Source organism: Azoarcus sp. PA01 (assembly GCA_001274695.2).
GTDB lineage: Bacteria > Pseudomonadota > Gammaproteobacteria > Burkholderiales > Rhodocyclaceae > Aromatoleum.
This window is the reverse complement of record LARU01000002.1, coordinates 2,109,233-2,130,598: the sequence shown is the minus strand read 5'-3', so window position 1 is coordinate 2,130,598 and position 21,366 is coordinate 2,109,233. Positions and strand designations below refer to the sequence as shown.

At 67.7% G+C, this 21,366-nt stretch carries 18 protein-coding genes and 1 riboswitch; of the genes, 12 read left to right on the top strand and 6 right to left on the bottom strand.

Annotated elements, in window-relative coordinates:
- Positions 1–12: 12 nt before the first annotated feature.
- The gene (gene btuB, locus PA01_10860; protein ID KON82027.1) at positions 13–1,860 is read right to left on the bottom strand and encodes a TonB-dependent vitamin B12 receptor; all 1,848 of its coding nucleotides are present in this window, start codon (positions 1,858–1,860) and stop codon (positions 13–15) included.
- A 127-nt stretch (positions 1,861–1,987) separates the two neighbouring features.
- Positions 1,988–2,234: riboswitch (cobalamin riboswitch) on the bottom strand.
- Positions 2,235–2,304: 70 nt separating this feature from the next.
- On the opposite strand from btuB, the gene cobU reads away from it, so the two are divergent.
- From cobU to PA01_10800, 12 genes are all read left to right on the top strand, one after another.
- Positions 2,305–2,850 (top strand): bifunctional adenosylcobinamide kinase/adenosylcobinamide-phosphate guanylyltransferase, encoded by a 546-nt coding sequence (gene cobU, locus PA01_10855; protein KON82026.1) that lies wholly within the window; start codon positions 2,305–2,307, stop codon positions 2,848–2,850.
- A gap of 246 nt (positions 2,851–3,096) precedes the next feature.
- A complete protein-coding gene (locus PA01_10850) occupies positions 3,097–3,930 on the top strand; it encodes a GGDEF domain-containing protein (GenBank protein ID KON82450.2) in 834 nt (277 codons plus the stop codon).
- Positions 3,931–4,006: 76 nt separating this feature from the next.
- Complete coding sequence (gene cobT, locus PA01_10845; GenBank protein ID KON82025.1) at positions 4,007–5,050, top strand: nicotinate-nucleotide--dimethylbenzimidazole phosphoribosyltransferase; 1,044 nt, start codon at positions 4,007–4,009, stop codon at positions 5,048–5,050.
- Positions 5,051–5,065: 15 nt separating this feature from the next.
- Positions 5,066–5,836, top strand: coding sequence for an adenosylcobinamide-GDP ribazoletransferase (locus PA01_10840; protein ID KON82024.1), 771 nt, complete (start codon positions 5,066–5,068; stop codon positions 5,834–5,836).
- Positions 5,821–6,372, top strand: a complete 552-nt coding sequence (locus tag PA01_10835) for an alpha-ribazole phosphatase family protein (GenBank protein KON82023.1) — start codon at positions 5,821–5,823, stop codon at positions 6,370–6,372. The genes PA01_10840 and PA01_10835 overlap by 16 nt, the downstream gene beginning before the upstream one ends.
- Before the next feature lie 183 nt (positions 6,373–6,555).
- A complete protein-coding gene (gene rfaE1, locus PA01_10830) occupies positions 6,556–7,536 on the top strand; it encodes a D-glycero-beta-D-manno-heptose-7-phosphate kinase (GenBank protein KAI5913100.1) in 981 nt (326 codons plus the stop codon).
- Positions 7,537–7,558: 22 nt separating this feature from the next.
- Positions 7,559–8,518, top strand: coding sequence for an ADP-glyceromanno-heptose 6-epimerase (gene rfaD, locus PA01_10825; GenBank protein KON82022.1), 960 nt, complete (start codon positions 7,559–7,561; stop codon positions 8,516–8,518).
- A complete protein-coding gene (gene waaF, locus PA01_10820; GenBank protein ID KON82021.2) occupies positions 8,518–9,570 on the top strand; it encodes a lipopolysaccharide heptosyltransferase II in 1,053 nt (350 codons plus the stop codon). The genes rfaD and waaF overlap by 1 nt, the downstream gene beginning before the upstream one ends.
- Entirely contained in the window at positions 9,570–11,120 is a 1,551-nt protein-coding gene (gene waaC / locus PA01_10815; protein ID KAI5913099.1) for a lipopolysaccharide heptosyltransferase I, read from the top strand. Before waaF ends, waaC begins: the two co-directional genes overlap by 1 nt.
- Positions 11,005–11,859, top strand: a complete 855-nt coding sequence (locus PA01_10810; GenBank protein KON82020.2) for a glycosyltransferase family 4 protein — start codon at positions 11,005–11,007, stop codon at positions 11,857–11,859. The genes waaC and PA01_10810 overlap by 116 nt, the downstream gene beginning before the upstream one ends.
- On the top strand, positions 11,856–12,683 hold the full coding sequence (gene rfaP, locus PA01_10805; GenBank protein KON82019.1) for a lipopolysaccharide core heptose(I) kinase RfaP: 828 nt from the start codon (positions 11,856–11,858) through the stop codon (positions 12,681–12,683). The genes PA01_10810 and rfaP overlap by 4 nt, the downstream gene beginning before the upstream one ends.
- Positions 12,684–12,699: 16 nt before the next feature.
- Complete coding sequence (locus PA01_10800; protein KON82018.1) at positions 12,700–14,169, top strand: phosphotransferase; 1,470 nt, start codon at positions 12,700–12,702, stop codon at positions 14,167–14,169.
- A 46-nt stretch (positions 14,170–14,215) separates the two neighbouring features.
- Here the strand turns inward: PA01_10800 and msbA are convergent, their stop codons facing one another.
- From msbA to PA01_10775, 5 genes are read right to left on the bottom strand one after another with little or no spacing between them, the layout of a single operon-like run.
- Positions 14,216–16,021, bottom strand: coding sequence for a lipid A export permease/ATP-binding protein MsbA (gene msbA, locus PA01_10795; GenBank protein ID KON82017.1), 1,806 nt, complete (start codon positions 16,019–16,021; stop codon positions 14,216–14,218).
- A gap of 59 nt (positions 16,022–16,080) precedes the next feature.
- Positions 16,081–17,298, bottom strand: a complete 1,218-nt coding sequence (locus tag PA01_10790) for an O-antigen ligase family protein (protein ID KON82016.1) — start codon at positions 17,296–17,298, stop codon at positions 16,081–16,083.
- A gap of 56 nt (positions 17,299–17,354) precedes the next feature.
- A complete protein-coding gene (locus PA01_10785) occupies positions 17,355–18,578 on the bottom strand; it encodes a hypothetical protein (protein KON82449.1) in 1,224 nt (407 codons plus the stop codon).
- 23 nt (positions 18,579–18,601) lie between these two features.
- A complete protein-coding gene (locus PA01_10780; protein ID KON82015.1) occupies positions 18,602–19,522 on the bottom strand; it encodes a glycosyltransferase family 2 protein in 921 nt (306 codons plus the stop codon).
- Positions 19,519–21,276, bottom strand: a complete 1,758-nt coding sequence (locus PA01_10775) for a carbamoyltransferase (GenBank protein ID KON82014.1) — start codon at positions 21,274–21,276, stop codon at positions 19,519–19,521. The genes PA01_10780 and PA01_10775 overlap by 4 nt, the downstream gene beginning before the upstream one ends.
- Positions 21,277–21,366 lie beyond the last annotated feature (90 nt).

Genomic DNA, 21,366 nt, shown 5'->3' with positions numbered 1-21,366 from the left:
GATTCCCGGAGCTTAACGCTTCGGCTCGTATCGGACCGTGACGAACGCGCCGCGGCCCTGCTGGTTGAAGAACGACGCGGTCTCGTAATCCTTGTCGAAAACGTTCTCGACGCGCGCCTGAACACGCCAGTCGCGATGGAATGCGTATTCGGCGCGCAGGTCGAGCGTGCCGTAGCCGGCGAGCCTGCGCGTGTTGGCGACGTCATCATAGCGCCGCCCCGCCGCGAGCAGGCTCGCGCCCAGACGCAGCGATCCGAAGCCGCGATCGACGTCGATTCGCGCACTCTGCTCGGCGCGGCGCGGCAGCACGTTGCCGCGGTTCGCGCCGCTCGCGCGGTTCTCCGGATCGAGCAGGGTGACGCTCGCATTGACGTCCCAGCCGAGCAGCTGCGTGCCGAGCGTACCCTCGAGTCCGGTGATCAGTGCCGAATCGATGTTGTTCGGCAGGCCGAGCGCCGCATCGTACGCAATCAGGTCTTCGACGCGCATCCGATAAACGCTCGTCGACCACCGGCCCCACCCGGTCTCGCCGCTCAGCCCGACTTCGACGTTGCGCGCGGTCTCCGGCTCGAGGTCCGGGTTACCGAAGAACGGGAAGTAGAGCTCGTTGAACGTCGGCGCCTTGAATGCCGTGCCGTACGACGCGAAGACATGCAGCGCGCGGTCGAATTCATAACCCCACGCGACGCTGCCGGTGCGGTGCACGCCGAACTGCTCGTTGTCGTCGGCGCGGCCGGAGATCTGCCACGTCTGCGCGCCGACTTCGCCGAGGTATTGGACGAACAGACCTTCGTTGTCCCGCGAACGCACCGGGAACGACGTCGTGCTCGACACCTTGTCGTTCTGCCAGTCGTAGCCGAGCGTCACGCCGTGATCGGCAGCGAGCTGGAAGTCGTTCTGCAGCGACAGCGTTTCGCGGTCGGTCTCGAAGCGGCTCGCAAACACGCCGTCCTTGAAATTGTCCGAATGGTCGCGGCTCAGTCCTGCCGACAGGCTCACGTCCCACGCGGCGAGCGGCGACACTTTCAGCCGGCCGCCGAAAACCTCCTGTCTGGATTCACCTTCGTTCTGCGTCGTGCCGTCGAACTCGTTGTCGCTGTCGGCGCGCAGCCAGTTGAAGTCGAGCTCGCCGCCGCCCGGCAGCCGCAGCCCGGCCCGTGCGCTGCCGCTGACGTTGCGATAGCCGTCGCGGTCCGGTTCGGTCGTGAAACAGCCTGCACCGCCGGGGAAAGGCTTGCCGGAGCACGCGTTGAAGCCGTCGGTCTCGAGCCCGGAGGCGCTGACGTTGAACCACGTCTGCTCGCCGCCGCCGGACAGCCCGGCCGCGAGGCGCCACGTCCTGTCGCTGCCGAAGCCGGCGCTGAAGCTCGGAGCGAGCGCACCGCCGCCGCGGCGCGTGAAGATCTGGATCACGCCGCCGATCGCCTCCGAACCATACAGGCCCGAGCGCGGCCCGCGCACCACTTCGATGCGTTCGATCTGCTCGACCGGAATGTCCTGGATCGCGGTCGCACCGGACGTCGCCGAGCCGACCTTGACGCCGTCGATGAGCACGAGCACGTGGTCCGACTCGGTGCCGCGGAGGAAGATCGAGGTGTTCTTGCCGAGGCCGCCGTTGTTGCCGAGCGACATGCCGGGCAGCCCGCGCAGCAGGTCGAGCGAGGAGCGCGCCTGCATCGCCTCGATGTCCTCGCGCGTCACGACGCTTACCGACGCGAGCGTGTCGGACACCGTTCGCGCCGTACGCGTCGCCGTCACGACGACAGTTTCGCCTTCGGCGTCAGCCCATGCAGGAGTGGAAACAACAAACGGAAATGCGGCAGCGACCGCGACAGCGGCGGTCGACAAGCGGATGTTCATCGGGATTCTCCCTGCGCCAACGGTAGCGTCCCCGCTCACCGTGGCATGTTTCACGAGGAAGCGCCGCTACAGGGAATACGTCGAGAGCCGCAGAAGACCGCACCCGTCGCCGCCACCCCGCGGCACTTCAGCCAATTCGCGTTCGGGCCGGTATCCGGGCTCGTGGGCTGGCCGGCGTTCGCGATGGAATGCCGGACCGGTCGCATCGCCTTCCCGGACTGACCGTCCAGTGGCGGTTGGATGCGCCTTGCGTCCACTTACCGTTGCGGGGGCAGCACAGGCATTGCGAGGCGGTCGAAGGCTCTCGCGCACCTGTTTCCCGTTTAACCCGTCAGCGAGACTCGCTTTCGGGCACCTGAAACACGTTGCACCCGCAAACCGGATGCGGAGCGGATAATAGCGCGTTCTGCAACTTCCCGCAGCGAAGGCCGCGCAATCCGCATCATGCCCGCACATCTGATCCTTGGCGGCGCGCGCTCCGGCAAGAGCCGTTACGCCGAAACCCTCGCGCTCGCGACCGGGCTGCCGGTCACCGTGATCGTCACCGCCGAAGCGCTCGATGCGGAAATGGCATCGCGTATCCGCCGCCACCAGCAGGACCGTCCGAGCGCGTGGCGTACCGTCGAGACGCCGCTGGCGCTCGCCGACGCGCTGCGCCGCGAAGCGCAGCCCGGGCGCTGCGTCATCGTCGACTGCCTGACGCTGTGGCTGATGAACCTGATGGCGGACGCCGACACGCTGCCTGCTCCGCTCGATGCCGACGCCCTGCCGCGACTGCTCGCCGAACGCGCCGCCCTGCTCGACTGCCTGCCCGGCCTGCCCGGCGACGTGCTGCTCGTCGCCAACGAGCTCGGCCTCGGGCTGGTGCCCGAAACACCGCTCGGGCGGCTTTTTCGCGACGAGGCCGGACGACTCAACCAGTCCGTCGCCGCGCGGTGCGGGCGCGTGACTTTCGTGGCCGCCGGCCTGCCGCTTACGTTGAAAGGCTGAACCGCTGCCCGCGCCGCTGCGTCCTGCGACGCGTCGCGCCGGGCGTGCCGTGCCCGCATCGGTTTGTTGCCCGAGCCGCGCCTTTTCGCACGGCACCGCGGGCAACACCTCATACAATAAGGTCATGTAACAACTTGTTTGTCGGGAGGGATGATGCGGGATCGTGCGGCGCGACTGAAGAGCAATTCCGACCTCCGGACGCCCCGTTGGCCGGGGCGAAGCGGCGCCGCGGTCACGGCGGTCATCGTGCTCGCGTCCCCGTCCGTTGCGCGCGCCGCGGAGCCCGCAGCGCGGCTTGCCGAGTGCCTCGAAGCGACTCACCTCGGCCTCGCGTTCTATTCCGGCGCGCTCGCGGTGCTGTTGCTGTCGATCGCGCTCATCGCACGCAGGCGGTCGCTCGCTCGCGAACAGGCGCGCGTCCAGGCCGAAGCCCTCGCGAGCCGTGACCAGCTGATCCGCACGTTGCAGGCATCCGAGCAGGCGCTGACCCGCAGCCTCGCCCAGCGCAGCCAGGAACTCGAAGCAGCGACCCGCCAGCTGCAGGAAACCGAGCATCGCCTGCAATACACCGCACACAACGATCCGCTGACCGGGCTCGCGAACCGCCTGCTGCTCGGCGAGCGCATCGCGCAAGGCATCACGCGCTCGAAACGGCACAACTGCCGCACTGCCGTCGTGCTGGTCAACATCGACGACTTCAAGAGCGTGAACACGGCGTTCGGCGAAGCGGTCGGCGACGCACTGCTGCAGGCCGTCGGGGCACGGCTGCGCAGCCTCGTGCGCGAGCAGGACACGGTCGCGCGCCCCGGCGCAGACGAGTTCGTCATCGTGCTCGAAGAGGTGTTCGACGCGCAGGACGTGCAGCGTGTCGCGAGCGCGGCTGCCACCGCGCTCGCGCAGGAATTCGAGGCGCGCGGCCACGCGGTCACCCTCAGCGCTTCGGTCGGCTGCGCGATCTATCCCGACGGCGGGACCGACGCCGACGGGCTGCTGCGCCACGCCGGCCGGCTGATGCGCCACGCCAAGCGTGGCAAGGGCCTGCCTCCTCCGCAGGCAGGCCACGCTGTTTCGGCGGCCTGACGGGCCGCGGCAGGCCGCCGGGCTCGCCCCGGCCGCGTGCTAAGATCCGCTCCCTCAGGACATTGTCACGATCATCATGGACTTCGCGATTTCGCTGCCCGACCCGGGCCTCACTGCGGCGATCCAGCACCGCATCGACCGCAAGACCAAGCCGCTCGGCGCGCTCGGCCGAATCGAGGCGCTCGCGCTGCAACTGGGCCTGATCCAGCAGACCGCGGCGCCGCAGCTCCGCCAGCCGCACATCCTGGTGTTCGCCGGCGACCACGGCGCCGCGCGCGCCGGCATCTCCGCGTTTCCGCAAGAGGTGACGTGGCAGATGGTCGAGAATTTTCTCGCCGGCGGCGCCGCGGTCAACGTGTTCTGCCGACAGACCGAGCTGGCATTGACGGTCATCGACAGCGGCGTGAACCATGACTTCGGCCGCCGCGACGGACTGGTCGACGCGAAAATCGCCGCCGGCACCGCGAACTACCTCGAGACGTCCGCAATGAGCGCGCAGCAGCGCGACGCGGCGCTCGCGCGCGGCCGCGAACTCGCGCACGCGCTCGCTGCGAACGGCTGCAACCTGGTGGGCTTCGGCGAGATGGGCATCGGCAACACCGCCTCCGCGTCGCTATTGACGCACTGCGTCACCGGCATCGACCTCGCCACCGTGACCGGCCGCGGCACGGGCCTCGACGACGCCGGCCTCGCGCGCAAGCACCGCCTGCTCGCGCAGGCGCTCGCGCGCGGCGGCCGTCCTGACGACGCGCTGGGCGCGCTCGCCGAATACGGCGGCTTCGAGATCGCGATGATGGCCGGAGCGATGCTCGGCGCGGCCGAAAAACGCATGACGCTGCTGATCGACGGCTTCATCGTGACCGCCGCACTGCTCGTCGCGCAGGCGGTCGCGCCGGCGATCCTGCCGTACTGCGTGTTCGCGCACCGCTCGAAGGAGCCGGGACACACTGCCCAGCTCGCCCATCTGCGCGTCGAACCGCTGATGGAGCTCGACCTGCGCCTCGGCGAAGGCACCGGCGCCGCGCTCGCGTTCCCGCTCGTGCAGGCGGCGGCGAACTTCCTCAACGACATGGCGAGCTTCGATTCGGCCGGCGTCGACGACCAGCTGCAGTCGGCCTGAAGCGCGCACACGCCGGTGCGCTACCAGCTCGAACTGTTCTTCACCGCGCTCGGCTTCTTCACCCGCCTGCCGGTGCCGGCGTGGGTGCCGTGGTCGCCGGAGCGGCTCAATCACGCCGCACGCTTTTTCCCGCTCGTCGGCTGGGTCGTCGGCGCGATCGGCGCGGCGAGCTATGTCGCGTTCGTGCAGCTGCTGCCGCCGATGCTCGCGGTGCTGCTGTCGATGGCGGTGACGATCCGCGCGACCGGAGCGTTCCACGAGGACGGCTGGGCCGACGCGTGCGACGGGCTCGGCGGCGGGTGGGACCGGCTGCAGGTGCTGACGATCATGAAGGACTCGCGCATCGGCAGCTACGGCACGGTCGGCCTCGTGCTGATGCTGCTCGCGAAAGCCGCGGCGCTCGCCGAACTGGCCGCCCGCGGCGACATGCATGTCGCATTGGCGCTGATCGCCGCGCACCCGCTGTCGCGGCTGGCTTCGACGAGCCTGATCCACACACTGCAGTACGTGCGCGAGGACGACAGCGCGAAATCGAAGCCCCTCGCGCGCCGGCTGACCGCGCCCGAGCTCGCGGTCGCGGCGGTGTTCGGCCTCGCCCCGCTGGCGCTGCTCGCCCCGGCCGAAGTGCTCGCCGCGCTCATCGCGGTGGTCGCGACGACCCTGTGGGCGGCACGCGTGTTCGCCCGCCGCCTCGGCGGCTACACCGGCGACTGCCTCGGCGCCGCGCAGCAGGGCAGCGAACTCGCGTGCTATCTCGGGATCCTCGCCGCATGGAACTTCATCTGATCCGCCACCCGCGGCCGGACGTCGCGGCAGGAATCTGCTACGGCCAGTCCGACGTCGGCCTCGCCGAATGCGCCGCGACGGTCGCCGCCCGCCTGCGGCCGCTGCTGCCGCCGCGCTACGCACTGCATGCGAGCCCGCTCGCGCGCGCCCGCCTCCTCGCGCTCGAACTGGGCACGCCGGTATTCGACGACCGGCTCCGGGAAATGCACTTCGGCGCGTGGGAACTGCGGCCGTACGCCGAGCTCGGCGACGCGGTGGACGTGTGGGTGACGGACCCGCTCGGCTTCTGCGCCCCCGGCGGCGAGTCGGCGCGCGACATGGCCGCACGCGTGCTGCAATGGCTCGACGAAGTCGTCGCGCCCGGCGCCGCCGATCCGGTCGTCGTCGTCGCGCACGGCGGGCCGCTGCGCGCGATCGCCGGCCACCTGCTCGGCCTGCCGCCGCAGCGCTGGCTCTCGCTCGACTTCGCGTGCGGCCACGCGACACGGCTCGATATCGAGGACTGGGGCGTCGTGCTTAAGTGGTTCAACCGCTGAAACCGGGCCGCGACCCACGCAACGGAACCCGGTTCGGCCATGCCGGCGCGACGCTCGGGGTGGCATCTCCCGCCCGGCCTCGCGCCGTGCCCGACGACGCTGCCGGCCCCGTGCGTACGCTGGACGCTGCCGTTCGTGGGATAATTGCGGTCTTTTCGACACGCCAGCGACGCCTACCGCCTCATGCCGCCCACCCTGCCGGACTTCTCCCAAGGCCGCGTCCTCGTCGCCGGCGACGTGATGCTCGACCGCTACTGGCACGGCTCGACGACGCGCATTTCGCCGGAAGCACCGGTGCCGATCGTCAAGGTCGAAGGGGACGAGTTCCGCGCCGGCGGTGCCGGCAACGTGGCGTTGAACGCTGCGTCGCTCGGCGCGCGGGCCGAGCTCGTCGGACTGGTCGGCTGCGACGAGGCCGCGCGGCTGTTGCGCGAACGGCTGGCCGGCGGCGGCGTCGTGTGCCGCCTGCTCGACGCGCCGCAGCACCCGACGATCACGAAACTGCGCGTCATCAGCCGCCACCAGCAGCTGATCCGGCTCGATTTCGAGGACAACTTCGCGGTGCTCGAGAGCGCCGGCATCGAGCAGGCGTTCGAGGACGCGCTCGATGCGAGCGCCGCGGTCGTGCTGTCGGACTACGGCAAAGGCACGCTCGCCCAAGTCGGCGAGCTGATCCGCGTCGCGCGCGAACATGCGCTCGCGATCGTGGTCGACCCGAAAGGCACGGATTTCGGCCGTTACGCCGGCGCAACGGTCATCACGCCGAACCTCAGCGAGTTCGAGGCGGTGGTCGGACCGTGCGCCGACGAGGCGACGCTGGTGTCGCGCGGCGAGGCGCTGCGCGACCGCCTCGGGCTTGACGCGTTGCTGATCACGCGCAGCGAACGCGGCATGACGCTGCTGCAGAAAGACACGGCGCCGCTGAACCTGCCGACGCAGGCGCGCGACGTCTTCGACGTGACCGGCGCGGGCGACACCGTCGTCGCGGTGCTCGGCGCCGGGCTCGCGTGCGGCCTGTCGCTGGCGGACGCGACCGCGTTCGCGAACCTCGCCGCCGGCGTCGTCGTCGGCAAGCTCGGCACGGCGACGGTCAGCACCACCGAACTCGACCTCGCGCTGCGCGCGGCGATCGCAGCCGAGCGCCCCGCCGCGGCGCAACGCTGAGCGGGCGCATTCAGGAGAAAACATGATCATCGTCACAGGCGGCGCAGGCTTCATCGGCAGCAACATCGTGCAGGGCCTCAACGCCCGCGGCGTCACGGACATCCTGGTCGTCGACGACCTCAGCGACGGGCACAAGTGCCTGAACCTCGCCGACGCCGACATCCGGGACTACATGGACAAGGACGAATTCCTGCAGCGCATCCGCGCCGACGAGGACTTCGGACCGGTCGAGGCGATCTTCCACGAAGGCGCGTGCTCGTCGACGACCGAGTGGGACGGCCGTCTCGTGATGGCAGTGAACTACGACTACACGAAATCGCTGCTCGGCTGGGCGGTGGCGCGCAAAGTGCCGCTGCTGTACGCGTCCTCGGCGTCGGTCTACGGCATGGGTCCGACGTTCCGCGAATCGCGCGAGTTCGAGCGTCCGCTGAACATGTACGCGTACTCGAAGTTCCTGTTCGACTGCCACCTGCGCAGGTTCGCGTCGGGCATCGACAGCCAGGTGGTCGGCTTGCGCTACTTCAACGTCTACGGCCCGCGCGAGCAGCACAAAGGCAGCATGGCGAGCGTCGCGTACCACTTCCACAACCAGTTGAACGACAGCGGCCGCCTGCGCCTGTTCGAAGGCGCCGACGGCTACGGGCCCGGCGAGCAGCAGCGCGACTTCATCCACGTCGATGACGTCGTCGCGGTGAACCTGTGGCTGCTCGACAACCCGGGCGTGCGCGGCATCTTCAACGTCGGCACCGGCCGCGCGCAGAGCTTCAACGAAGTCGCCCATGCCGCGCTGAGCTGGCACAAGGGCAGCGCGGGCGGCGGCGGCATCGACTACATCGCGTTCCCGGAACATCTGAGAGGCCGCTACCAGAGCTACACGCAAGCCGACATCACGGCGCTGCGCGAGGCCGGCTACGAGGGCGAGTTCATGCCGGTCGAAATCGGCGTGCCGCGCTACCTGGAATGGCTCGCGCTGCGCGACTGATGCCGAGTCGCCGGATTCTCGTCGTCGGGCCGTCCTGGGTCGGGGACATGGTGATGGCGCAGAGCCTCTTCATGACGCTGCACGCCGAAAGCGCGTGCGCGATCGACGTGCTCGCGCCGGGCTGGTCGCTGCCGATCCTCGAACGGATGCCCGAAGTGCGGCGCGGCATCGCGATGCCGCTCGGCCACGGCCAGTTCGGCCTCGGCATGCGCTGGCGCCTCGGCCGCGAACTCGCGCAGGCCCGCTACGACCAGGCGATCGTCCTCCCCGGCTCGCTCAAGTCCGCGCTCGTGCCGTTGTTCGCCGGCATCCCGCGCCGCACCGCGTTCCGCGGCGAGATGCGTTACGGCCTGGTCAACGACCTGCGCGCGCTCGACAAGGTCGCGCTGCCGATGACGGTGCAGCGCTTCGTCGCGCTCGGCCTGCCGGCGGGCGCCGCCTTGCCCCGGCCGCTGCCGCGTCCGCGCCTTGTGGCCGATGCGGCGAACCAAGTGCGGCTGCGCGCCGCCCACGGGCTCGCGGCCGAGCGGCCGGCGATCAGTTTCATGCCGGGCGCCGAATACGGCCCGGCCAAGCAATGGCCGCTGCCGCATTTCGCCGCGCTGGCGCGCGCGCTCGTCGCCCGCGGCCAGCAGGTGTGGGTGCTCGGCTCGGCGAAGGACGCCCCGGCCGGCGACGAGATCGTCGCGGCGGCCGGCGACGGCGTCGTCAATCTGTGCGGACGCACGCAGCTCGCCGACGCGGTCGATCTCCTTGCGATGAGCGAAGCCGCAGTCAGCAACGATTCGGGCCTGATGCACGTCGCCGCGGCGCTCGACCGGCCGCTCGTCGCGGTGTATGGCTCATCGACGCCGGACCACACGCCGCCGCTCGCCGACCGCGTCGTGGTGCGTTACCTGCGCCTCGAGTGTTCGCCGTGCTTCGCGCGCGTCTGCCCGCTCGGCCACACGCGCTGCCTGACCGAGATCACGCCCGAGAGCGTTCTGGACGCGCTCGACAGCCTCGCCGAGGGCACGCCGATCCGCTTCCCCCGGTCCGCCGGAACCGCCTGATGCGCGTGCTGATCGTCAAGACGTCCTCGCTCGGCGACGTCATCCACACGCTTCCCGCGCTGACCGACGCCGCGCGCGCGATCCCCGGGATCCGCTTCGACTGGGTCGTCGAAGAAGCTTTCGCCGAAATCCCGTCCTGGCACCCGGCCGTCGACCGCGTGATTCCGGTCGCGGTGCGGCGCTGGCGCAAGGCGCCGATGAAGGCGCTGGTCAGCGGCGAGTGGCGCCGCTTCAGGCGCGCAGTCGCGGCGACCCGCCACGATGCGACGATCGACGCACAGGGCCTGCTGAAGAGCGCGCTACTGACGCGCTACGGCAGCAAGCCGGTGCATGGGCTGGACCAGGACTCCGCCCGCGAGCCGATCGCGAGCCGCTTCTACACGCACGCGCACGCGGTGCCGGTCGGCCGCCATGCAGTCGAGCGCGTGCGCGAACTGTTCGCCCGGGCGCTCGGTTATCCGGTGCCGCAAGGGCCGGTCACGTACGGACTCGATCGGTCGCGGCTCGCCGGCGCGGACACCCCCGACCCGTATCTGCTGCTGCTGCATGGCACGACCTGGGCGACCAAGCACTGGCCCGAGCTCTACTGGCGGCGGCTGATCGCGCTCGCGACCGCAGCGGGCTGGGCGATCCGACTGCCGTGGGGGAACGCGGACGAAGGGGCCCGCGCGCAGCGGCTCGCCGCCGGCCAGCCGGGGGTCACGGTGCTGCCGCAGCTCAAACTCGCCGGCATCGCCGCCGAAATAGCCGGCGCGCGCGCGTGCGTCGCCGTCGACACCGGGCTGGGCCACCTCGCCGCCGCGTTCGGCGTGCCGACGCTGTCGCTGTTCGGCCCGACCAATCCCGGCTTCACCGGCGCGTGGGGCCCGAACCAGTTCCACCTCGCGTCGAACATGGCGTGCGCTCCGTGCCTGCAGCGGCGCTGCACGCACGTGCCGACCGCCGACGAGCGCGCGCAGTTCGATCTCGTCGCCGAACAGCCACTGTGCTTCACACGCATCGGCCCGGAAGAGGTGTGGAGCGCACTGCAGCGCATCCTCGACGACGAAACGTCCGCGAACGCTGCACCGGCCGTCCCCCGCTCGCCGCCGACGGCGCGCTCGGCGGCTTCGATCCGTCGCCCGGGCCACTCGCCCACACGATGTTCGACCGCAAGGCCTCCGGCTGATGCAGCTCGCGTTCTGCCTGTACAAGTACTTCCCGTTCGGCGGCCTGCAGCGCGACTTCCTGCGCATCGCGCTGGCGTGCCAGGCGCGCGGCCACGCGATCCGCGTCTACACGCTCGACTGGCACGGCGAAATCCCCGCGGGCTTCGAAGTGCTGCGCGTCCCGGTGCGGGCGATCACGAACCCGCGGCGCAACGAGAAGTTCGCCGCCTGGGTGCAGCAGGACTTGGCGCGCCGCCCGGCCGACCGGGTCGTCGGTTTCAACAAGATGCCCGGGCTCGACGTCTATTACGCTGCCGACCCGTGTTTCGAGGACAAGGCGCGCACGCTGCGCAACCCGCTGTACCGCATCAGCGGACGCTACCGGCACTTTTCGGCGTATGAGCGGGCGGTGTTCGCGCCTGAAGTCCACACCGAGATCCTGCTGATCTCGGCCGCGCAGCAGCCGCTCTTCATGACGCACTACGGCACCCCGGCGCGCCGATTCCACCTGCTGCCGCCCGGCATCGCTCCCGACCGGCGCGCTCCGCCCGATGCCGCGCAGATCCGTGCCGCATTCCGGCGCGAGTTCGGCCTCGGCGAGGACGACCTGCTGGTCGTGCAGATCGGCTCCGGCTTCAAGACCAAAGGCCTCGACCGCAGCCTGCGGGCGCTGGCCGCGCTGCCCGAAACGCTGAAAGAGCGCTCGCGCCTGATCGCGATCGGACAGGACGACCCGAAGCCGTTCCTCGTGCAGCTGCACACGCTCGGCCTCGGGAATCGCGTCAGCATCCTGCAGGGACGCGACGACATCCCGCGCTTTCTGCTCGGCGCCGACCTGCTGATTCATCCCGCCTACAACGAGAACACCGGCACGGTGCTGCTCGAAGCGATCGTCGCCGGCCTGCCGGTGCTCGCGAGCGCCGCCTGCGGCTACGCGCACTACATCACCGACGCCGACGCGGGAAAAGTCGTCCCGGCACCGTTCGAGCAGGCCGCGCTCGACCGCCTGCTCGCCGCGATGCTCGCCGACCACGAAAGCCGCGCCCGCTGGAGCGCGAACGGGCTCGCGTTCGCGCAGCACGCCGACCTCTACAGCCTGCCCGAGCGCGCCGCTGACGTGATCCTGCAGAGGCGCGGATGAGCGCGTCGGCGACGGTCTTCGTCGATGAACCGTTCCGTTCGCTGTGGGCCGGACGGGATCCGTTCGGCATGGTCGAAGCGCTGCAGGGCGAAGTGTTCCGCGAACTCGAGGGACGCCGCACGCTGCGCGTCGAAACCGCCGGGCGCGGCTATTTCGTCAAGATCCACCGCGGCGTCGGCTGGCGCGAAATCTTCAAGAACCTGCTGTCGGCACGCCTGCCGGTGCTCGGCGCGCGCAACGAGTGGCAGGCGATACGGCGGCTCGACGAGCTCGGCGTCGCGACGATGAAAGCGGTCGCCTACGGCGAGCGCGGACGCAACCCGGCCAGGCAGCATTCGTTCATCGTCACCGAGGAGCTCGCCCCGACGGTGAGCCTCGAGGATTTCTGCCGCGACTGGCCGCGGTGCCCGCCGCCCAGCGCGCTCAAGCGGGCGCTGATCGACCGAGTCGCCGACATGGTGCGGCGGATGCACGAAGGCGGCATGAACCATCGCGACCTCTACATCTGCCATTTCCTGCTGCACCTCGAACCGGCGCCGACCGCGGCCGCGCTGCGCCTGTCGCTGATCGACCTGCACCGCTCGCAGATCCGCGCCCGCACGCCCCGGCGCTGGCGCGACAAGGACCTCGCGGCGCTGTATTTTTCGGCGCTCGACATCGGTCTCGGCCGGCGCGACAAGCTGCGCTTCGTGCGGCGATATTTCGATCGCCCGCTGCGCGACGTGCTGCGCGATGAAGCGGCCCTGCTTGCGCGTCTCGAAGCGCAAGCCGGACGCCTGCACGCCCGCTATCTGCGCAAATACGCTCCGCAGGTCGCGCGTTGAGCATCCGGTTGGACCAATGAACCTGCCGCTCGAGACTGCCGCGACGCTGCGCCACGCCGGCCGACACCCCGTCGTGCCGTTTCGCATCGCGCTCGACAACGGACGCGTCGCCACCGTCAAGCGCCTGCTGCGCGTGTTGCCGGGCAAGCGCCTGGTGGGCGAAGCGGAAGTCGGCGGGCAGGCAGTGCTGGCGAAGTTTTTCATCGCCCGCCGGAGCTGCGCGCGCCACTTCGAGCAAGAGCGGGACGGGCTCGAGGCGCTTGCCGCGCAGGCGATCGCGACGCCGCAGCTGCTCGGTGCCGGCACGCTCGACGGCGGGCATTATCTGCTGACCGAGTTCCTCGACGAGGCCGAGGATCTTGCCGACTGCTGGCAGGCGGCGCTCACGCAGCATCCGGACGACATCGGCGCCGCGCTCGGCGTGCTCGCTCCCGCGCTCGAGACGCTCGGCCGCATGCACGCGCGCGGGCTCGCGCAGTCCGACCTGCATCTGGGCAACTTCCTGCGCCGGCGCGGCGTGCTGTATGCGATCGACGGCGATGCGATCCATGCGCGTCGCCCCGGTGTGCCTCTCGGCGCCGCCGACGCGCTGCGCAATCTCGCGATCCTGCTCGCGCAACTGCCGCCCGCCGCCGATACCCGGCTGCCGGACCTGCTTGCCGACTACCATGCCGGAAATCCGGACCTGTCGTTCGATCCCGCATCGCTCCGCCGGGAAATCGCCCGCGTGCGGAGCTGGCGGCTGCGCGACTATCTCGCGAAGACGCTGCGCGACTGCAGCCTGTTCCACGTCGAGCAGCGCCGCGACCGCTTCGTTTCGGTCCTCCGCCATGAAGCCGAGCGCCTCGCGCCCGTCGTCGCCGATCCCGACCGCTTCCTCGCCGCCGGAGGCCTGCTGAAAGACGGCGGCAGCAGCACCGTCGCCCGGATCGACCTCGGCGGCCGCCAGCTCGTCATCAAGCGCTACAACATCAAGGACGCGGCGCACGCGCTGTCGCGCTTGTGGCGGCCAAGCCGCGCCTGGCATTCGTGGATCGAGGGGCACCGGCTCGCTTTTCTCGGCATCGCGACACCGCAACCGCTGGCGCTGATCGAGCGCCGCTTCGGGCCGTTGCGCGGCCGGGCCTGGCTCGTCGCCGAATCGTGCGCGGGACCTCACCTGTTGCAGCACCTCGACGCCGGGCGCGAACCGCCGCCCGCCGAGGCGCGAGCGCTGCGCGAGCTTTTCGCCGCGCTGCATCGCGAGCGCATCAGCCATGGCGACCTCAAGGCGACGAACCTGCTGTGGGACCAGGGAACGGTGAAACTGATCGACCTCGACGCGATGCGCCAGCACGCCAGCACCGCCGCGCACGCCAGGGCGTGGCGCAAGGACCGGGCGCGGCTGCTGCGCAACTGGCCCGAAGGCTGTGCGCTGCGCGGGTGGTTCGAAGCAAATGTTCCGCCGGCGAGCGAGGGGTCGCAGCAGCGCTCTTCTTCGATCTGATTGCACACGGCTGCGGCCGAATCGCCCGGCGCCCGATCCGGCGCAGCTAGCGGCTCGCTGCGACCTCCGGCTCCTCGCGAAACTGCAGCGCGTGCAGGCGTGCGTAATGACCGCCAACGGCGAGGAGTTCGGCATGGCTGCCGCGTTCGACGATGCGCCCGTGATCCATCACCATGATGACGTCGGCCTGTTCGATGGTGGATAGCCGGTGCGCGATGACGAGCGTCGTGCGTGCCTGCATCACCCGGTGGAGCGCCGCCTGGATATGTCGTTCGGATTCGGTGTCGAGCGCGCTCGTCGCCTCGTCGAGGATCAGGATCGGCGCATCTTTGAGCAGCGCGCGGGCGATCGCGAGGCGCTGGCGCTGGCCGCCCGACAGTGTCACGCCGTTTTCCCCGATCAGCGTGTCAAAGCCTTGGGGGAGCCGGTCGATGAACTCCTTCGCATAGCCCGCTTCCGCCGCGGCCTCGACCGCCGGGCGAGGGAGGCCGGCCAGGTCACCGTAGGCGATGTTGTTCGCCACGGTGTCGTTGAACAGGGTCACCTGTTGCGTCACGAGCGCGATATGCCGGCGCAAGTTTTTCAGCGTGTAGTCCTCGACATCGACGCCGTCGATGAGGATCTGGCCGCGGTCGTGATGATAGAAACGCGGAATCAGGTTCGCGAGCGTCGACTTCCCGCTACCGGAACGGCCAACGAGTGCGACCATCTGCCCCGGTTCGACCGTGAAGCTGACGTTGTCGAGCACTTCACGGTCGGAGCCGGGATAGCGGAACGACAGGTCGCGCACCTCGATGCGACCGCTGACACGCTCGCGTTCGATGCGCCCGTGGTCCACTTCCGGCTTGTCGTCGAGCTGTTCGAAAATGCTCTCCGCGCCCGCGACCCCGCGCTGGATCGTCGAACTGACTTCGGAGAGCTGGCGGATCGGTTTGGGCAGCAGCCCGGCGGCAGTGATGTAGGCGACGAGATCGCCGACCGACGCCTCGCCGCGCAGCCGCAGCACGAGAAACAACACCACGGCCATCGCGCTGTACGTGACGAGCTGCAACGTCGGCGTATAGACCGCCGAAGTCTTGACCATTTTCAGCTGCTTGCGCGTGTTGTCCTCGCTCGCCGCGCGAAAACGCTCCCGTTCGTAATGCTCGCCGCCGAAGCTGCGCACGACGCGATAACCGTGGATGGTTTCGGACGCGACATGGGTCACGTCCCCCATCGCGACCTGGATCTTCCTGCTCTGCTTGCGGAATTTGCCGCTCGCGTTCCGGACCATCAGGCTGATCAGCGGCAGGATCGCGACCATCACCAGCGTGAGGCGCCAGTTCATCCACAGCAGATACGCGAAGAGGAACACTACGGTGAGCCCCTCGCGGATCACGATCTTGATCGCCTCGGTCGCCGCGCCGGTCACCATCGTCACGTTGAACGTGATGCGCGAGATCAGGTGCCCGGAGCTGTGCTGGTCGAAATAGCTGTTCGGCAGGCGCAGCAGGCTGTCGAACAGCGCCTGGCGCAGGTCCTGCACGAGGCCGAGCGAAACTCTCGCGAGGAAATAATTGCCGAGGTAGCCGCCCAGCCCCTGCCACGCCGCGATCAGCACGATCATCAGCGGCACCCCGTGCATCAGCTCCATGCCGTCGAGCAACGGCACGCCGGTGATCAGCGCCGCGTCGGGATGAGTCAGGCCGTCGACGAAATACTTCAGCACGCCGGCGAGCATCGGCTGCGAGGAAGCGAAGATGACGTAGCCCAGGATGCTGACTGCGAACAATCCGACATAGGGCCGGACGTAGCTCAACAGACGGAAGTAGATCCTGATGCTGGATGCAGGAGCCGCATCGGAACGTTGCATGGCGCGGGGGCGGCAATAAGACGCCGGATGTTACCACGAGCTACCGGAACGCCCGGACCCTACGTACCGAACGCGGCATCCTTCCGGCCCGGCTCGCGGCCGTTGCCCGAGGCGACCAGCATGAAAAACAGCGGAATCCAGAACGCGAACCACTCGACGGACGGTCTGCTCAGCAGCATGCGGCCGTTGGTCGAGAGACACATGACACCGTAAACCAGCCAGAACAGGAAAAATCTGGCGCCGGCATTTCCCGAAAGACACTTGCGCACTGCGACAAACACCATCGCCAGAAAAAGCGCCGCACCTGCGATACCTCCCACTCTGAGCACCTCCAGGAGGGACGAATGAGAGTGAGTGGCAATTTCGCCGGCCCCATACGAAAGCGTCGCCGCGGAACCGTAGCCATACCCCCATACCGGCCGTTCGGAGACCAGCGCCACGGCATGCGACCAGATTTCCATCCGGTAGTCCGGAGAGGCCACTCGATTCGCGATGACCGAATGAAGATCGAGAACCAGCACGGCCCCCAGTCCGACCGTGCCATAGAGGGCCCACAGCACGATATCGCTCCGGTTTCGCCGGTAGACCGTGACGAACAGCAGCGTTATCGCCAGCGCCAGAAAAGGCCCGCGGCTCTTGGTCAGGAACATCACTCCCATGCCGGCGACCATGAGGAACAAAAGGCCGATCCTCGACGCCTGCTTCTCGTCCGGATAACGCCACCACGCTGCCAACACGGGCAGGCCGAAAAACACGGCGGAGGTTATCGGATTGTTTTCTCCCCAGCCGCTGAGGTCATTCAGCGAGTACCTTCCCGCCAGCGGATTTACCCCCCCAAAAGCCGATCGAAACGCAAAAAACAGATAAACCAGGGAGGCGAAAAATCCGATCAGGACAAAAAATCGGGTCATCGCCTGTTCGCCGACGGACGTACGGGACACGAACAGATGGATACTCAGCATCAGGCAGGCGAGATAAAAACCGTACTTCAACGCCTCAAAAAACTTCGCGATGCCCATATCTGACCACAGCGAGCTTGCGATCAGGTAGATCAGGAACACAAAGACGAACAGGACCTCCCGGCATCCGACTGACAGCACGTCCTTCAGCGTGCGCACCAGGAGCAGTCCCGGCAGCGCGACCGACAAATAGAAGATGGTGTTCTGCCGGCTCGTATCGACGAAATAAAGCGCCCCGAGATACAGGAAAAGCCCCATGACAATAAAATCGCGTGCGGCATTTTCAACCAGCAAGAAATGCTTTTTCCCGATAATCACGCCTGTTCCAGTAAGGACTCAATCGGAGCCCATGAATCGCATAGAAATTCAGCGACCTATGGTGATAGTGGCAGACCCTTCACTTCATTCCCTGCTGCCAGCTCCTCGATGACATCCGCGATGGAAGTCAGCGGCAGGTATTTCTCCTGCACATGAAAATCGAAAAATTCCGACGCCGCCTCACTGGCCTTCCGGACATCGGCGAGCAGCGCGTCAATACAGTTTGCGAGTTCCATGCCCGATCGCGCGCGCGGAATGCCGAAACGTTCAGTGGAGAAATAATCCGCTCCCTCTCCGAGCAGAATGAAGGGCGTGCCGAAACGCGAAACGTCCAGGACCGCGTTCGTATACCCGGAAAGCACGAAATCGACGTCTGCGACGCACGCGTCGAGTGCGCTGTCCGGAGGCAGCATTCTTATTCCGGAATTGCTCGCCGCCTGCGAGCGCCACGGCTCGCCCGAACCTCGCGGGTGCACTTTCACCCATAGCTCCGCCTCCGGCCGCGAGCTCAACCATGCCGCAATCCAGCTGCAGTATTCACGGTAAGGCTCGGAGACCTCGTAATCAGGGCCCGATCCGAGAAACAGGCATTTGACGCCTTTGCCCTCTTTTCGCGCCTTCACAGGCAATGGATCTTCGCGATCCGCGAAAAAATAGGGGCCGGCAAATTTCACGATGCACTCGCCGAACGTATCCCGGAGAGCCGAGAGATATTCGAGCGAGCTTTTTCCGAACAGCAGGTAGTAATCGTAATCGAAATAATCGTAGCGACTGGACTCGTCGGAAGGTATCGAGTGGGCGAGGTGAACGATCCTCGCGCCCGTCGTTCGCTGCAGTTTGATGAGACTGGGAACTATCCAGCCGTTCCTTTCCGTGACGATGACTTTTGCCTGGTACCGTGACAGCAGATACGCAGCATGCGCCGCTTCCCAGCGCAGCAAAGCGGGCACTCGCGACGGGGGCGCACCGAACTGCCTGTTCCTGACGAGATCGAGATCGCCTTCTTCGACGAACTCCTCGACGATCAGCCCCCGGCCCCGCAGCGCGGCCAGCAAAGCCTGTTTTCTGCCGAGGCGGAACGATTTCCTCGACGGATGAACCAGCAGGACATCGCACTCGACGGACTCGACAGCCCGCCGCCTCTGGAACACCATGGACAAAAGCGCTTTCAGAAACAGCCTGGCTCGGAGTTTCAGCCTCCCTGCCGCTCCGTGCTTGCGGTTCCGGGATTTGCCGATGACGAAATCCTGAAGCGCGAGGAGTCGGGCGTCGGGATCCATCGTCGTGCGGCTGCATCCTTGCATCAGCGGCTGCCGCAGACCCACAGGCGCAGCGCTTTGCGAACATACGCCCCGGCGAAAATGACGCGCCGGTCCTGTTTCAGCGCGGCGCGAAAATATCCTTTGGCCGCAGCGGCGTCCCCCGCAATATAGGCGCTGCGAAACAGCGACAGACAGCGCTGCACGTACACGCGCCCCTTCAGGTCCTGGAATTCGCTCCCCAGTCGCCTTGGCGAGAATATTTCGTCCACCAGCGCCAGTCCGCCCGCCTTCGCGTGGGTGAATTGATGCCGCAGACTGTCGTCATGCTTGTGGATGCATGCGAGCGGCTTCTTGAGCAGGGTGCACGGATAGTTCCCCAGCACCTGTGCGAACACCGGAATGTCTTCGGCACTGCGGAACTGCTCCGGGTAACCGCCCCGCGAAAACACGTCACGATGCATCGCGCAGGCGCCGTTCGAAAGTGCGAGCCGCTTGTCGAGCAGGTAGGCGCGCAGGCGGTCGAGCGGCTCGCCGGGCAGGTCCGCAGGGATGTCTTCGCGACGCTTTCCGTCGGGCCAGGCGCTGACGTGCCCGCCGATCACCATGCGCGTGTCCGGATGCGCGTCGATGTGCTCGTCCAGCGCCGCCAGCGCGCCGGGCAGCAGCTCGTCGTCGGCGTCGAGAAATATCAGAAAACTCCCTCGCGCTTCCAGTATGCCCCGGTTGCGCACTGACGAAAGACCGCCGTTTTCCTTGTACACGGCACGAAAAGCATGCGGATGGCGGCGGGCGAGTTCCGCGAGGACTTCGGGCGTGGCATCGGTCGAACCGTCGTCGATGACGATCAGCTCATGCGTCGGGCCCAGCTGGTTCACGACGGATTCGACTGCACGGGGCAGCGTCGCCGCATAGTTGTACGCAGGGATGACGACACTGAGGGTCAATTCGGCCGACGCCGTCATGTCGGCCCATCCACTCCCTTCACGACCAGCACATCCTCCATCACCAGATACTGCAAATCCGAGCCGAAGAACATGTTCAGCGCGTCGGTCGGGGAGCAGATCATCGGTTCGCCGCGGCGGTTCAGCGACGTGTTGAGCACGACGCCGTTGCCGGTGAGCTTTTCGAGTTCCTTCATCAGGTCGTAGTAGCGCGGATTGTATTCGCGCTTCAGGACCTGGGCGCGCGACGTGCCGTCCTCATGCACGACTTCGGGCACGCGCGTCTTCCATTCGTCGGCGACTTCGAACGTGAAAGTCATGAACGGCGCAGGGTGGTCGGTCTGCAGCATCTGCGGGCCGACGGTGTCGAGCATGCTCGGACAGAACGGGCGCCAGCGCTCGCGGAACTTGATCTGCTCGTTGATGCGGTCGGCGACCCCGGCCGCGCTCGGGCAGCCGAGGATCGAGCGCCCGCCGAGCGCGCGCGGGCCGAATTCCATGCGCCCCTGAAACCACGCGACCGGGTGGCCGTCGGCGAGGAGCTCCGCGATGCGGGCCGGCACTTCGACGTCGCCGTTGGCGATCTGCTGCCACTGCGGCTGCGACGGGTGCTTCGCGCACGCGGCGATGACTTCCTCGTCCGTGTAGCGCGGGCCGAGATAGACGTGCTCCATCTTCTCGATCGGCACGCCGCGCGCGACCGACACATACGAAGCGGCGCCGATCGCGGTGCCCGAATCGCCGGACGCCGGCTGCACGAACAGCTCGCGCACGTCGGGGCGCGCGATGATCTTCTGGTTGAGCTTGACGTTGAGTGCGCCGCCGCCGGCGAACGCGAGCCGCCCGGTGTCGCGCAGGATGTCGCCGAGGTAATAGTCGATCATCTGCAGCGCGAGGTCCTCGAACAGCTTCTGCATGCTCGCGGCGTAATGGATGTACGGCTCGTCGGCGATGTCGCCGGCGCGCTTCGGGCCGAGCCAGTCGACGAGCTTCGGCGAGAAGTAATAGCCTTTGCCGTGTTCCTTGTAGCGCCGGAAACCGATCACGTTCGCGTAGTCGGTGTCGACGACGAGCTCGCCGTTGTCGAATTTCGCGAGGCGCGAGAAGTCGTACTTGTGCGGGTCGCCGTAGGGCGCCATGCCCATGACCTTGTATTCGCCATCGAGCATCTCGAAGCCGAGGTACTCGGTGATCGCGCCGTACAGACCGCCGAGCGAATCGGGGTCGTAGAATTCCTTGATCTTGTGGATGCGGCCGTTCTCGCCGTAACCGAAGAACGTCGTCGCGTATTCGCCTTTGCCGTCGATGCCGAGGATCGCGGTTTTTTCCGTGAAGCCGGAGCAGTGGTACGCGCTCGAGGCGTGCGCGAGGTGGTGCTCGACCGGCACGATCTTCGTCTTCTTCGGATCGAAGCCGAGCTGCTGCAGGCACCATTCGATGCGCTTTTTATAGCGGTGGAAGCGGCGGTTGCCGGTCAGGATCGCATCGAGCCCGCGGTCGGGCGCGTACCAGTAGCGCTTCGCGTAGTGCCAGCGCGCCGGCTCCATGATGCTGATCGGTGCGAACGGGATCGCGACCGCGTCGACGTCGTCCGGCCCGATGCCGGCGAACTCGAGGCAGAACTTCGCCGCTTCGTACGGCATCCGGTTCTTTGCGTGCTTGTCGCGCACGAAGCGCTCTTCTTCGGCTGCGGCCACGAGCTGGCCGCCGATATAGAGCGCCGCTGACGGGTCGTGGGTCAGCGCGCCGGACAATCCGAGTAGGGTCAGAGCCAAGGGTGGGGTCTCATCGTTCGCAAACGCCCGGTCGCAGCGGAACGGGCGGTGCGCAGCCGCATAAAGCGGGCGAGTATACCTTCCCGGCGC